Origin of the sequence: Gordonia sp. 'Campus' (genome assembly GCF_022206305.1) — a bacterium.
GTDB lineage: Bacteria > Actinomycetota > Actinomycetes > Mycobacteriales > Mycobacteriaceae > Gordonia.
Window position 1 is genome coordinate 20,098 of the sequence record NZ_JAKOIW010000010.1, and the last position, 13,115, is coordinate 33,212.

Consider the following 13,115-nt stretch of genomic DNA (forward strand, 5'->3'; position numbering starts at 1 on the left):
CGAAAGTGATACATCCCATCCCTCCGGCGCTGAGGCAATCCTTGCCACAATCGAATCACCCTGTGACAGATGGGATCACGTGCGTGCTTCCCAGTCACACCGGTCACTCTCGTACCGCCGTGACCGGCCACACGACGACGAGATTAGTCCGTTCGACCGACACCGAATCACGCCGCGAGACGACGCCGGTGGCCCCGGCCGGTGACGGCACGCCTCGCAGCGGGCAAGATCGGGCCATGACTCCGGTGCAGATGATCGAGGCGGGCCCGCGCGACGGTCTGCAGAACGAGAAAACCTTGCTGTCCGTCGACGAGAAGGTCGAGTTGATCGTCCGAAGCGTGGACGCCGGCGTCCGCCGCATCGAGGCGGTCAGCTTCGTCAATCCCGCGCGTGTGCCCCAGATGGCCGGCGCCGAGGAGGTCATGCGCGGGGTCCCGCGCGCGCCGGGAGTCTCCTACATCGGGCTCGTCCTCAATCGGCGCGGACTCGACCGGGCACTCGGCGCCGCGGTCGACGAGGTGAACGCGGTGGTTGCCGCCACCGACGAGTTCAGCCATCGCAATCAGGGCTGCGGTGTCGACGAGGCCGTTGCGGCCGCGATCGATGTCGTCCGCGACGCCCGTGCCGCAGGTCTGGCGACGACCGTGACGGTGGCGGTGTCGTTCGGATGTCCTTTTGCCGGGGACGTCGCCCCGGAACGGGTCGCTGACATCGTCGCGCGTCTGACCGATGGCGCCGCGCCCCACGAGATCGCACTGGCCGACACCATCGGGGTCGGTGTGCCCGCGCAGGTGCGCCGGCTCGCCGAGCTCGCGGCGGCGCGGGCGCCGGGGATTCCACAGCGTTGGCATTTTCACAACACCCGCAACACTGGGTATGCCAACGCCCTGACCGCCCTGGACTCCGGCGCCGGCGCGCTCGACGCCAGCATCGGCGGCTTCGGCGGGTGTCCGTTCGCGCCGGCAGCGACCGGGAACATCGCCTCGGAGGACCTGATCTACGCGCTCGACCGCTCGGGTGTCGACACCGGGATCGACATGTCGGCTTTGATCGATGCCGCGCACTGGTTGGGCCGGGCCCTCGACAAAGACGTCCCCGCACTCCTCGGGCGTGCCGGGGGTTTCCCGGCAGCCCGCTGAGGCGGGGACATCGTCGAGCACGAGCAGTGGCGGCGGTGGTACCGCCGGTTTCTATCCGGTGGTGTGCACGATCAGCACGTCGCATGCGGACTTGCGCGCGACGTCGGCCGGCACCGAGCCGAGGAGCCGCCCCGCGATCGAGTTCAATCCTCGGTTGCCCACGACGAGCAGGTCGGCCTTGACATCACTCACCAGCTGCAGCAACGCGTCGACCGGCGCACCCTTGACCGGACGTTGGACGATGTTCGTGGCGCCGGCCTTGCCCGCACGCTCCTTGGCGGTACGCAGGATCTCCTCGGTGGGGGTCGATCCCGTGACCTGGTAGGCCTCGTCCTTGAGGATGTCGGCGGCGTCGCCGGCGCCGCGCTCATTCGGAAAATACGCGCAGGCGATCACCAGCTGCGCATCCCCGGCGAGCGCACCGGCACGCTCCACGGCCTTCATCGACGACTCGGAGCCGTCGGTCCCGACGACGACGGTTTCGTAAGAGCTCATCCCAACCTCCCGACATGAAATCGCCTCGCTGCCCATCAGCGAGGCGTCACCGCGAATCCCCATAGAAACAGGGGTCTTGCTTCGGGACACTAGTTTGCCACGGGTGCGTCTGTCCCCCGATCGTGGTGATCGGCACACTGACACCGTGCGACGATCAACCGGACATCGCAGGTCATCTGCCTACTTGATGCCCGCGGCGTCCATCCCGCGCATTTCCTTCTTGAGGTCGGCGATCTCGTCGCGCAACCGTCCGGCCAGCTCGAACTGCAGGTCCCGAGCGGCATTCATCATCTGATCGGTCAGCTGTTTGACGAGATCGGCGAGCTCGGCCCGCGGCATCGCCGAGACGTCGCGTTTCTCGATGACGCCCGAGCTGCCCGCCTTCGACACCTCGCCCTGCGCACGACGACCGCGGCTCGAGTTGCGGCCCGAACCTCCCACCGCGACCGCCTCGTCCTCGGCCTCGCGATACACCTGGTCCAGGATGTCGGCGATCTTCTTGCGCAACGGCTTCGGGTCGATGCCATGCTCTTTGTTGTAGGCGACCTGCTTCTCCCGGCGACGCTCGGTCTCGTCGATCGCATTGCGCATCGAGTCGGTGATCTTGTCGGCGTACATGTGAACCTCGCCGGACACGTTGCGCGCGGCGCGGCCGATCGTCTGGATCAGCGACGTGGTGCTGCGCAGGAACCCCTCCTTGTCGGCGTCGAGGATGGCGACCAACGACACCTCCGGAAGGTCGAGGCCCTCGCGCAACAGGTTGATGCCGACCAGGACGTCGTAGTCGCCCGACCGCAGCTGCCGCAGCAACTCGACCCGGCGCAGGGTGTCCACCTCCGAGTGCAGGTACCGGACGCGGATACCGAGTTCCAGCAGGTAGTCGGTGAGGTCCTCGGCCATCTTCTTGGTCAGCGTGGTCACCAGGACACGCTCGTCGCGGTCGGTACGGACCCGTATCTCGTGGACCAGGTCGTCGATCTGCCCCTTGGTCGGCTTGACGACGACCTGCGGATCGACGAGACCGGTCGGCCGGATCACCTGCTCGACGAACTCACCGTTGGACTGTCCGAGTTCGTAGGGCCCCGGGGTGGCCGACAGGTAGACCGTCTGCCCGATGCGGTCCACGAACTCGTCCCACGTCAGGGGCCGGTTGTCCACCGCCGACGGCAGCCGGAACCCGTACTCGACGAGGTTGCGCTTGCGGGACATGTCGCCCTCGTACATGCCACCGATCTGGGGGACGGTCACATGCGACTCGTCGATGACCAGCAGGAAGTCGTCCGGGAAGTAGTCGATCAGCGTCGCGGGTGCGGTGCCGGAGGCGCGGCCGTCGATGTGGCGCGAGTAGTTCTCGATACCCGAGCAGAACCCGACCTGCCGCATCATCTCCAGGTCGTAGGTGGTGCGCATCCGCAACCGCTGGGCCTCCAGCAGCTTGCCCTTGCCCTCCAGCTCGGCGAGTCTGTCCTCGAGCTCGCGCTCGATGCTCGCCATCGCCCGCTCCATGCGCTCGGGACCGGCGACATAGTGCGTGGCCGGGAAGATGCGCAGCGAATCGACCTGCCGGACGACGTCGCCGGTCAGCGGATGCAGGTAGTACAACGCCTCCACCTCGTCGCCGAAGAACTCGATGCGCACCGCCAGTTCCTCGTAGGACGGGATGATCTCGACGGTGTCACCGCGGACGCGGAAGCTGCCGCGGGTGAATGCGGTGTCGTTGCGGGTGTATTGGACGTCGACCAGCAATCTCAGCAGCGCGTCCCGGTCGATCTCCTGTCCTACCTCGACCACGACGGAGCGGTCGAGGTAGGACTGCGGGGTGCCGAGACCGTAGATGCAGGACACCGAGGCGACCACGACGACATCCCGTCGCGACAGCAGACTCGACGTCGCCGAGTGACGGAGTCGCTCGACATCGTCGTTGATCGACGAGTCCTTCTCGATGTAGGTGTCGGTCTGGGCGATGTAGGCCTCGGGTTGGTAGTAGTCGTAGTACGAGACGAAGTACTCGACCGCATTGTTCGGGAGCATCTCCCGCAGTTCGTTCGCGAGCTGGGCGGCCAGGGTCTTGTTCGGGGCCATCACCAGGGTCGGTCGCTGCACCTGCTCGATCAGCCAGGCCGTCGTCGCCGATTTGCCCGTGCCGGTGGCACCGAGCAACACGATGTCCCTCTCGCCCGCGGTCACCCGCTGGGTCAGATCCTTGATGGCGGCGGGCTGATCACCCGCCGGCTCGTACTCGCTGACGACAGTGAAGTGGCCTTCGGTCCGCTCGATCTCGCCGACCGGCCGGAACTCCGAGTGCGCGATGACGGGGCGTTCTGCTGCAAAAGCCATAGTGCCAGGGTAAACGCGCCCTATGACACATGTGTTCCCCGGACCGTGCGGACAGACCACCGGGTCGGCCCCGCCCGCCCGCTCCCCTGTCTAGATTCAGAGCATGATGACCGATCGTGGACCGGCTGCCGGCGCACCGGCACCCGCGCCACCACCGTTGCACCCGCCCAAGCGCGAGGTCTTCGACGTTCCGGCGATGACGAACACCGACAACAAGGGGTTCGTCCGGGAGGTCGACGAGTATCGCGTCACCGAGTACGGGCTGTACATGTCGCGCAGGGCACCCGGCCACCCGAGGTTCGACCACCTCGAGTCGTGGCTTCTGCCCGCCCTGGGACTGCGCGCCAACATCTTCCACTACCAGGGCGGCTACCGCGAAGGGCAGCGACTCTATCTCGACATCGGCCACTTCCACGGCCCCGACGAGCACGGGCACTGGCACGCCGAGGACTGGTACCTCGATCTGGTCGACGTTCCCGGAACACCGCCGGTGCTGCTCGACGCCGATGAACTGCTCGAGGCACACCGGAGCGGTCTGCTCGAGACCGTCCGGTGTGTCGAGGCCATGGAGATCGCGATGCGGGCTCTCGTCGGCTCAGCCGAGCACGGCCACGATGTGCAGGCGTGGCTGGACGCGACCGCGGGTGGCGTGGTCTTCTTCCGCGACCACCGTTATGACAGCCGGCACGACGCTCAGTAGGTGGGTAGTCAGTAGGTGGGTAGGACGAAACAGGCTCCCCCGCGGATGAACTCGGGGAACGGCACACCGGTGCCCACGGTGACCGACCGGGTCTTCGTGACTCCGTCGAGGGTGGCGGTCAGGACATATCGTCCCGGTGCCGGCGGGCGCCAGACCGGTGTGATCTCGACGCTGGTCGGCTTCTGGTCGTAGATCGTCGCCGTGCGACCGTTCCCGGTGGAGGTGACCTTCAGATTGGACTTCGACGATCGAGGATCCCCGACGAGGACCGACAGCTCGTAGTCGCAGCCTGCGCCATAGGTCCCGTAGTTGGCCGAACCGTTGGCCGACGAGCCGTAGCCGGCGAGCGTGTCCACCGCGATGCCCTGCAGAGCCGCGTCGGCTGGACCGGCGAACGCTGTGCCCGCGCACGACAGGACGCCGAATGCGATTGCGCCCCCGATGATTCGAGACCGATTCCTACTACCCCGACCGACCATGTTCTGCTCCGCTCCTCAGCTTCGATGCGCCTTGCACCCCCGGGTGTCGGGAGTACGCGACTCACAAGCTAGCAGCGTGTGACGCCACGCGGACCACTTTGGGAAACGTTTGTAGTCACTTTTTGCGGCGTGTCCTACCCGACGGTCACCCGCACCGTCGCGGGGCGGCCCGGATCGCACGATCCGTAGGCGTCCGGGCCGGCGTCGGCGAAACCGCCGTCGGCCAGACGGTCGCCCAGCCCGGCGGCGGCTTCGGCATCACGCGCGGTGATCTGCAAGGTGACCGACTTCGCATCGACGACGTCGACCGCTGTCGCGAGTTCGCCGGCCAGCGCCCACAGCCTGTTCACCAAGCGGGCCGAGGGACCCTCCGGGTTCGGCTCCGCGGCAACCAGTTCGGGGACCGGCGTGGCTACACGTCGCGCCCGGACGTTGGCTTCCAGGGGCAGCAGGCGCTCATCCCAGATCCGGGCAGCAGCTGCCGCGAGGTCCTCCGGCGCACCCGAGTTGTCGAGCCAGACATCGGCCACCGCACGACGCTGGTCGTCGGTCGCCTGCGCAGCGATACGCGCTCGCGCGTCCGCCTCGCCGACGCCGCGCATCGTCGTCAGCCGGTGTAGGCGCACCTCCGCGTCCGCGTACACGATGACCACCAGATGGAAGAAGGGCGCCGTGTGGTTCTCGACCAGGAGAGGGATGTCCTGCACGACAATCGCATCCGTGGGTGCCGCGTCGAGCAGCGCCTGGGTGCGCGCACCGATCAGCGGGTGGGTGATGCCGTTGAGCTTCTGGCGGGAGTCGTCGTCGACGAATGCCTTGGCCGCCAGCGCGGGGCGGTCGAGCGCCCCGTCCGCGGCGAGGATGTCGTCGCCGAAGGCCTCGACGAGCGCGGCCAGGCCCTCCGAACCGGGTTCGACCACCTCCCGGGCGATCTTGTCGGCGTCGATGATGTACGCGCCCCGTTCGACGAAGGTCTTTGCCACGGTCGATTTGCCGGCGCCGATGCCGCCGGTCAGCCCAAGCCTGATCACGCCCACCAGTCTGACAAACCCTCCGATGAAACGGCCACACGGGCGGAAAGCCGGTCGGCCCCGGTTCCCCGGGAGACCCTCGAAGATGACTGCTGTCGAGGTCTCCCCGGGGAACCGGGGCCGAGAAGAGAGGTCGTCGCTAGCCGGTGACCGCGGCGAGTTCGATGGTCTGGTGCGGCAGATCAGCCTCGCCGACCTTCTCGTTCTTGGTCAGATCGATGGCGACGATCTTCTTGGCTGCGGGATCGCTGACGTAGGCGATGTTCTCCTGGACCACCACGTTCGGCATCGGGGACTGCCATTCGTCCGGCTCGGTCCACGCGCCGACCGCCGGGATCTCGGCGATCTCCTGCGCAGTGTTGACATCGAAGACATGCAGGGCGCCATCGGTACCCAGGATCACGGCGGATCCGCCCGGGCCACGCTCGATGGACCGGAAGCTGTACGACGTGCCGAGATCGACGAGCCGGAGCTGACCGGTGCGGGTGTCGGTGAGCGAGAAGCGGGTCGGGCGTTCGAGTTCGGCGTCCGGGTCGGACTTGTAGTCGCCCAGGATGATCGGGGACTCCTCGCTACCGGCCTGGTTACCGATGCGACCGTACGGATCCGGGCTGTCGACCTTGCGGATCTCGTTCCCGTTGACGATCAGGATCCCGTCCTCGCACCCGAAGGCGAGGACCCCGTCCGCGCCGGCCGCCTCACCGTGGACACCGGGGCACTGGTCGTTGCGCACGATCTCCTTGCGCTCACCGTCGAGGATCGCGATACCACTGCGCGAGTCCTCGTTGCCGACGGTGGTCACGACGGTCCCGTCCTCACGGAACACCGCGACGCCGTGGTGGGGCTCGGGAACGGTGAAGGTCGTCGACGCAGGGTTGCCGCGGAGGAGCTCGGCCGGTTCGACGATGTCGACCTCTCCGGTTCCGTCGGTGAACAGCGTGATCCGGGAGTCGTGGGGTACGACGTGGCCCGGCTCCTCGCCACCGAAGGTCATGTCGGTGAGAGTCGGCGTGGTGGTGTAGTGGTGACCGTGGTCGCCGTGCTGACGGGTCCACGTGCCCATGTCGAGGACACGGAATCCGTCCGACTCCGACACGAACACGTTGCGGCCGTTGTCGGCGCTGTTGAGCCGGATGAACCCGTCGACGGGAAGGTCGGCGACCTGCTCCAGGGATTCCGCGTCGAGGACGAGGATTCCGCCGTCGTAGCTCAGTGCGAGACGCGGTGTGGCGCTCTGCTGTTCGACGGCCTTGGCGGAACTCGACGCGGGCGCGGATTCGCTTGAATCCTCGCTTCCACAAGCGACGAGAGCGAAGGACGCGGCGGCGAAGAGCGCGAGGGATCGGGTCAGATTTGTCCGTTGTGCAAACACCCGGACAGTCAACAGTCAAACGAAAATCATTGTCAACAACGCATGGTTTCCAGTGCGGAGTGACGTCAACCCACCAGCGGCCGCAATCCGTCGAGGACCCGAGCGAGGCCGAACACGAACGCCTCGTCGGGAGCACCGGGAGCCTGATGATGCTCTCCGACAGCGGTACCGACACGGTCCGCCAACGGGAACGCACCTTCGGGGATCACCGCATCCAACTCCGGCGCAACCGCCTCCCACCACTGCACGTCCGTCATCCCCGTCTCTGCCGCCGCGGCTCGCGCCCCGAGCGCCTCGCGGGCGTTACCCGTCACGAAGGCACCGACCAGGACGATGACGTTGTCCCGCTCCAGGTCCGAGATCCCCACGTCTTCCAGCAACTCGAGTTGCCGCTCGTAGCGAGCCAACCGATGGGGACCGAGGACCTGCCGCCACGGCGAGGCATGCAGCAACCACGGGTGTGCCAGATACTCGGCGCGCAACACATGCGCCACGGCCGCAAGCGAATCGAGCACAGAGGACGACCGCACGGGCATCGGGGACATCGCGGTCACCTGATCGATCATGAGGGCGACCAAGACGTCACGTGTCGGTATGTAGGTGTACAGCGTCATCGGCCCGATCCCGAGCTCGCCCGCGAGCACACGCATCGACAGCGCATCCAGTCCGCGGTCGTCCGCGAGACGGATGGCCGTGTCCACGATGTCGTCGACGGAGATCCGTTGGCGTGGACCGCGACGCGGCGCCTGGGCCCCGATCTCGGCTCGCCACAGCAGACGAACGAGTGCACGGACATCGTCGACGGTCGACACGCTGCCACCTTTCCCGTACGGTGTACCGAGTCATTACTCCGTACACCGTACCAAGTGAGGTGCTCCGCTGCCCGTCCAGGCCACCTACCTTCCCGACCTCCACCAGTTCGCGCTCTGGTCATCGCACGATCAGGACAGCAGCGGCCGTGAAGACACATGTCGCCTCGCAGTCCCGGACGGGAACGACCTCGTCGTCCGGGACATCGCGTGCGACCTCGTAGACGCCGGCGAGCTCGCCGCGCAGGAGTCGGACCACGCGGCGCGGCTCGCACCGTCGGCGCAGGCCTGGCAGCGCGTCCTCGCCGGCCACCCCGACACACCGCTCCCGCTCGCCGCACACGCCGAGGTGGATCCCACCGGCACAGCGGTGACCACCGCCGGCTTCGCGCGCGACGTACTGCGCGACTGCCTTTCCGTCGAAGGTCGACTCCGCGACTCGGTACATGCCACGCTGCGGCCGTACCAGATCCGAGGGATCTCGTGGCTGGCGCAGACGGCCGAGGCGTCCACGGGAGCCGTTCTCGCCGATGAGATGGGGCTCGGAAAGACGCTGCAGGCGATCGGACTGCTGTGTCTCCGTGCGTCGGAGGGGCCACAGCTCGTGGTGTGCCCGACGAGCCTGGTGACGAATTGGGCGCACGAGATCGGCCGTTTCGCACCGTCGCTGACAGTGTCCGCCGGCTTGCTCGAGAACGCGCCGACCACCACGGGGTCGGTCACCGTGATCTCCTACGCCCGCCTGCGCCTGGGGTCCGATCACCTGCGCGAGCGGCGTTGGGCGACAGTGATATACGACGAGGCGCAGGCACTGAAGAATCCCCGCACCCAGGTCGCGAGGGCGGCCCGCGACGTCGACGCCCACGCGCGCATCGCGCTGACGGGCACACCGATCGAGAACAGCCTCGACGACCTGTGGGCCATCTTGCGGGTCGTCGCACCTGCCCTGTTCCCCCACAAGGCGGTCTTCCGGCGGCGGTTCACCCGGGCGGTGAACGACGGCGACGCCGGAGCGCTGCAACGGCTTCGCGTGGCGGTGGCTCCGGTCTTGCTGGCACGCACCAAGTCCCGCGTGGCCACCGCCCTGCCGCCGAAGATCCTCAATCCGCTTCTCGTCGACCTCACCGAGGAGCAGGCCCGACTCTACGACGACCACCTCGCCGACATCGAAGGAAACGGATTCGGTTCCGGGATCGAGAGGCACGGAAGGATCTTGGCCACACTCACCCGGCTCAAACAGATCTGCAATCACCCCTCCCTGGTCACCGGTGACGACGAAGCTCTCGCGGGTCGGTCCGGCAAGCTGGACCTGTGCACCGAGATCCTCGACGAGAACCTTCGGACCGGCGCGCCCACGCTCGTCTTCACCCAGTATCGGGAAACCGGCGAGCTCCTCGTCCGCCACGTCGCCGAACAACTCGGCGTCGACGCACAGTTCTTCCACGGCGGTCTCCCGGCAACCCGCCGGAGTGAACTCGTCTCGGATTTCCAGTCCGGCCGCGGCGCCGACCTGATGGTGATGAGTCTGAAGGCCGGCGGCGTCGGTCTCACCCTCACACGTGCGTGCGACGTCGTCCACTTCGACCGCTGGTGGAATCCGGCCGTCGAGGCGCAGGCATCGGACCGGGTCCACCGGATCGGCCAGCAGCGTCCGGTCACCGTCACGACGCTGACGACGGCAACCACCGTGGAGGAGCACATCGACAACCTCCATCGACGCAAATCCGCCTTCGGGACCCACGCCGGTGACACCTCGGCCCTCACCGAGCTGACCCGTCTCGGCGACGAGCGGCTGATCGACATGCTGCGCCGCGGCAGGGAGTCCGAATGAGCAATGCGACAGCCGAATTCGGCTACACGCGCTGGGGCGCCGAGGTCGTTCGACTTGCGGAGCCGTTGTCCGCCCGATCACCGGAACCGCGGGCGCCACGCGCTCGCAGCATCGCCCGCAACGGCGGGGTCGATCTGGTCGTCGACGGCCGGTCCGTCCGCGGAGTGGTTCAGCGGGGCGGACAGGCCTCGGTCGCCCAACTCGAGTTCGCACCGATGACGACTGCTGCCGCCTCGATCCTGCGGATAGCCCTGGGCGCGGCCAACGAGCCCGGGGACGAGACGTACCGGCGGGTCGTCGAATCCGGGGCGTGGTCGCAAGCTGCCCTGGATGTGGCGGACTGCTCCTGTCGAGGGCGCGGGGACCGATGCGTTCACATCCTCGCCGTCCTGTACGCAACGGCCGCGGCCATCGATCGAGAGCCGGCACTCGCCTTGCGCCTGCGCGACTTCGACATCTCGCTCGACGCAACCGGCGACGCCGCCTCCGATCCACCGCCGGACCACAGGCACCCGCGCTGGACGACACTGACCGCCTTCGATGTCCGGAACTACTGGGACGCCGGCCCGCGCGACTGACGGTCAGGCGAGCACAGACGAGAGAAGCCCTCCCGGAATCCGGGAGGGCTTCTCTGCGGTGCTCAGAGAGCGACGATGTCAGGCGTTGCCCGACAGCTTCTCGCGCAGTGCGGCGAGCTGCTCGTCGCTGGCCAGCGAACCACCGGCCGACGAACCGCCGGTCGAGCTGCTGCTCGACGAGGCGGAGCCTCCGTGGCTCTCCGAGGCCGACGAGTAGTCGGTCGGGGCGTTGGCGGCCTCTGCGGCAGCAGCGGCGAACTTCTCCATCTGGGCGGTGTGCATCTTGTGGCGACGCTCGGCCTCGGCGTACCGGGCCTCCCATGCCTCACGCTGCTTCTCGAAGCCTTCGAGCCATTCGTTGGTCTCGGCGTCGAAGCCCTCGGGGAAGATGTAGTTGCCCTGCTCGTCGTAGCTGTCGGCCATGCCGTACTTCGAGGGGTCGAACTCCTCGGTGTAGTCCTCGTTGGCCTGCTTGAGGCTCAGCGAGATACGACGACGCTCGAGGTCGATGTCGATGACCTTGACCATCGCGTCGTCACCGACGGCGACGACCTGATCCGGCACCTCGACATGGCGCTCGGCCAGCTCGGAGATGTGGACCAGACCCTCGATGCCCTCGTCGACGCGGACGAACGCACCGAACGGCACCAGCTTGGTGACCTTGCCGGGCACGATCTGGCCGATGGCATGGGTGCGGGCGAACTGACGCCACGGATCTTCCTGGGTGGCCTTGAGCGACAACGACACGCGCTCGCGATCCAGATCGACGTCGAGGACCTCGACGGTGACCTCGTCGCCCACGGCGACGACCTCGGACGGGTGGTCGATGTGCTTCCAGGACAGCTCGGAGACGTGCACCAGACCGTCGACGCCGCCGAGATCGACGAACGCACCGAAGTTGACGATCGAGGACACGACGCCCTTGCGGACCTGGCCCTTCTGCAGCTGGTGCAGGAACTCGCTGCGGACCTCGGACTGGGTCTGCTCGAGCCATGCGCGACGCGACAGGACCACGTTGTTGCGGTTCTTGTCGAGTTCGATGATCTTGGCTTCGATCTCCTTGCCGATGTACGGCTGCAGATCGCGGACGCGACGCATCTCCACCAGCGATGCCGGGAGGAAGCCACGCAGGCCGATGTCCAGGATCAGGCCGCCCTTGACGACCTCGATGACGGTGCCCTTGACGGCCTCGTCCTTCTCCTTGAGCTCCTCGATGGTGCCCCACGCCCGCTCGTACTGCGCGCGCTTCTTGGAGAGGATCAGACGACCTTCTTTGTCCTCCTTGGTGAGGACCAGGGCCTCGACCTCGTCACCGACGTTGACGACCTCATTGGGGTCCACATCGTGCTTGATCGACAGTTCGCGAGAAGGGATGACGCCTTCGGTCTTGTAACCGATGTCGAGCAGAACCTCGTCCCGATCGACCTTGACGATGGTGCCTTCCACGATGTCGCCATCGTTGAAGTACTTGATCGTTGAGTCGATGGCGGCGAGAAAGTCCTCGGCAGTGCCGATGTCATTGACGGCTACTTGCGGCGAGGTGATCGTGGGGGACGACATATGTTGAGTTGCTCCGGACAAGTGTGTAGTAGGTACGATTCTTCAAAGCTGTGTTGATCGCCACCACCTGGACCGGCCTGTCGCCGGTCGGGCAAGTGCGAACCGCGCGTCATCGGGCTCACGCGCGTGGAGAAGCCTACTCCAGCGGCGTTGTGCTGGGCAAATGGCTCGAGAATGAGACCATGAACACGTGGCTCACTCGCTCGAACTGATTCTCGACGACCCGTCCGACCAGCAGGTTCGCGACGAATGGGCCGTACTCGCCGAGGCCGGACTGCCCCACCAGGGCCGCGTCGCCTCGACGACGAACCGTCCGCACGTCACTCTGATCGCGGCGTCGACGATCGATCCAGGGGCAGACGCCGCGCTGACACCGGCGGCCATGCGCCTCCCCGTGGATATGATGCTCGGCGCCCCACTCGTGTTCGGCAACGGCCGGCGGTCCACCCTCGCCCGGCTCGTGGTGCCCACGACCGAACTGCTGTCGATCCACACCCAGGTCGATCGGCTGGCCGCGGAGTTCCTCGGCCGGGACTCGTCGCCGGCGTTCGCCCACACCCAGCCGGGCCGATGGACGCCTCACGTCACGCTCGCCCGTCGCCTCGACCCGGACCAGCTCGCGCATGCGCTCGGCATCCTGGACCTCCGTGCCGAGATCGCGGGTTCTTTTGTCGCACTTCGTCGTTGGGACCCCGACGCCGGCGTCGACCACATTCTCCCGGGGCGGGCCTGCTGACCGACGACGGTCAGAGCGCCCTCGCACACCCCCGCCGGACAGATCACG

The 13,115-nt window shown here is 67.1% G+C and carries 13 protein-coding genes; 5 read left to right on the plus strand and 8 right to left on the minus strand.

Annotation, left to right across the window (positions count from 1 at the left end):
- The first annotated feature begins 236 nt into the window (after nt 1-236).
- Complete coding sequence (locus tag MAY35_RS12195) at nt 237-1,139, plus strand: hydroxymethylglutaryl-CoA lyase (protein WP_238421560.1); 903 nt, start codon at nt 237-239, stop codon at nt 1,137-1,139.
- A 51-nt stretch (nt 1,140-1,190) separates the two neighbouring features.
- Here MAY35_RS12195 and MAY35_RS12200 read toward each other — a convergent pair whose 3' ends face one another.
- A complete protein-coding gene (locus tag MAY35_RS12200; RefSeq protein WP_238421561.1) occupies nt 1,191-1,634 on the minus strand; it encodes a universal stress protein in 444 nt (147 codons plus the stop codon).
- A 180-nt stretch (nt 1,635-1,814) separates the two neighbouring features.
- Nucleotides 1,815-3,971 carry an excinuclease ABC subunit UvrB gene (gene uvrB, locus MAY35_RS12205; RefSeq protein ID WP_238421562.1) on the minus strand — a complete coding sequence of 719 codons (2,157 nt, stop codon included), beginning with the start codon at nt 3,969-3,971 and terminating at the stop codon, nt 1,815-1,817.
- Between the two features lie 103 nt (nt 3,972-4,074).
- On the opposite strand from uvrB, the gene MAY35_RS12210 reads away from it, so the two are divergent.
- Nucleotides 4,075-4,671: a DUF402 domain-containing protein gene (locus tag MAY35_RS12210; RefSeq protein WP_238421563.1), complete on the plus strand. Its 597-nt coding sequence runs from the start codon at nt 4,075-4,077 to the stop codon at nt 4,669-4,671.
- An 8-nt stretch (nt 4,672-4,679) separates the two neighbouring features.
- Here the strand turns inward: MAY35_RS12210 and MAY35_RS12215 are convergent, their stop codons facing one another.
- The 5 genes from MAY35_RS12215 to MAY35_RS12235 form a co-directional block, all read right to left on the minus strand.
- Nucleotides 4,680-5,027: a hypothetical protein gene (locus tag MAY35_RS12215; protein WP_238421564.1), complete on the minus strand. Its 348-nt coding sequence runs from the start codon at nt 5,025-5,027 to the stop codon at nt 4,680-4,682.
- Nucleotides 5,028-5,284: 257 nt separating this feature from the next.
- Nucleotides 5,285-6,181, minus strand: a complete 897-nt coding sequence (coaE, locus tag MAY35_RS12220; RefSeq protein WP_238421565.1) for a dephospho-CoA kinase — start codon at nt 6,179-6,181, stop codon at nt 5,285-5,287.
- Between the two features lie 139 nt (nt 6,182-6,320).
- Nucleotides 6,321-7,553, minus strand: a complete 1,233-nt coding sequence (aztD, locus tag MAY35_RS12225) for a zinc metallochaperone AztD (RefSeq protein ID WP_238421566.1) — start codon at nt 7,551-7,553, stop codon at nt 6,321-6,323.
- A gap of 65 nt (nt 7,554-7,618) precedes the next feature.
- Nucleotides 7,619-8,365, minus strand: coding sequence for a TetR/AcrR family transcriptional regulator (locus MAY35_RS12230; RefSeq protein WP_238421567.1), 747 nt, complete (start codon nt 8,363-8,365; stop codon nt 7,619-7,621).
- A gap of 118 nt (nt 8,366-8,483) precedes the next feature.
- Entirely contained in the window at nt 8,484-8,675 is a 192-nt protein-coding gene (locus tag MAY35_RS12235) for a hypothetical protein (protein ID WP_238421568.1), read from the minus strand.
- A 57-nt stretch (nt 8,676-8,732) separates the two neighbouring features.
- On the opposite strand from MAY35_RS12235, the gene MAY35_RS12240 reads away from it, so the two are divergent.
- Nucleotides 8,733-10,193 carry a DEAD/DEAH box helicase gene (locus tag MAY35_RS12240; protein ID WP_238421569.1) on the plus strand — a complete coding sequence of 487 codons (1,461 nt, stop codon included), beginning with the start codon at nt 8,733-8,735 and terminating at the stop codon, nt 10,191-10,193.
- Complete coding sequence (locus MAY35_RS12245) at nt 10,190-10,771, plus strand: SWIM zinc finger family protein (protein WP_238421570.1); 582 nt, start codon at nt 10,190-10,192, stop codon at nt 10,769-10,771. Before MAY35_RS12240 ends, MAY35_RS12245 begins: the two co-directional genes overlap by 4 nt.
- A gap of 78 nt (nt 10,772-10,849) precedes the next feature.
- Here the strand turns inward: MAY35_RS12245 and rpsA are convergent, their stop codons facing one another.
- Complete coding sequence (rpsA, locus tag MAY35_RS12250) at nt 10,850-12,331, minus strand: 30S ribosomal protein S1 (protein WP_238421571.1); 1,482 nt, start codon at nt 12,329-12,331, stop codon at nt 10,850-10,852.
- A gap of 190 nt (nt 12,332-12,521) precedes the next feature.
- On the opposite strand from rpsA, the gene MAY35_RS12255 reads away from it, so the two are divergent.
- Entirely contained in the window at nt 12,522-13,067 is a 546-nt protein-coding gene (locus MAY35_RS12255; RefSeq protein ID WP_238421572.1) for a 2'-5' RNA ligase family protein, read from the plus strand.
- Nucleotides 13,068-13,115: the final 48 nt, after the last annotated feature.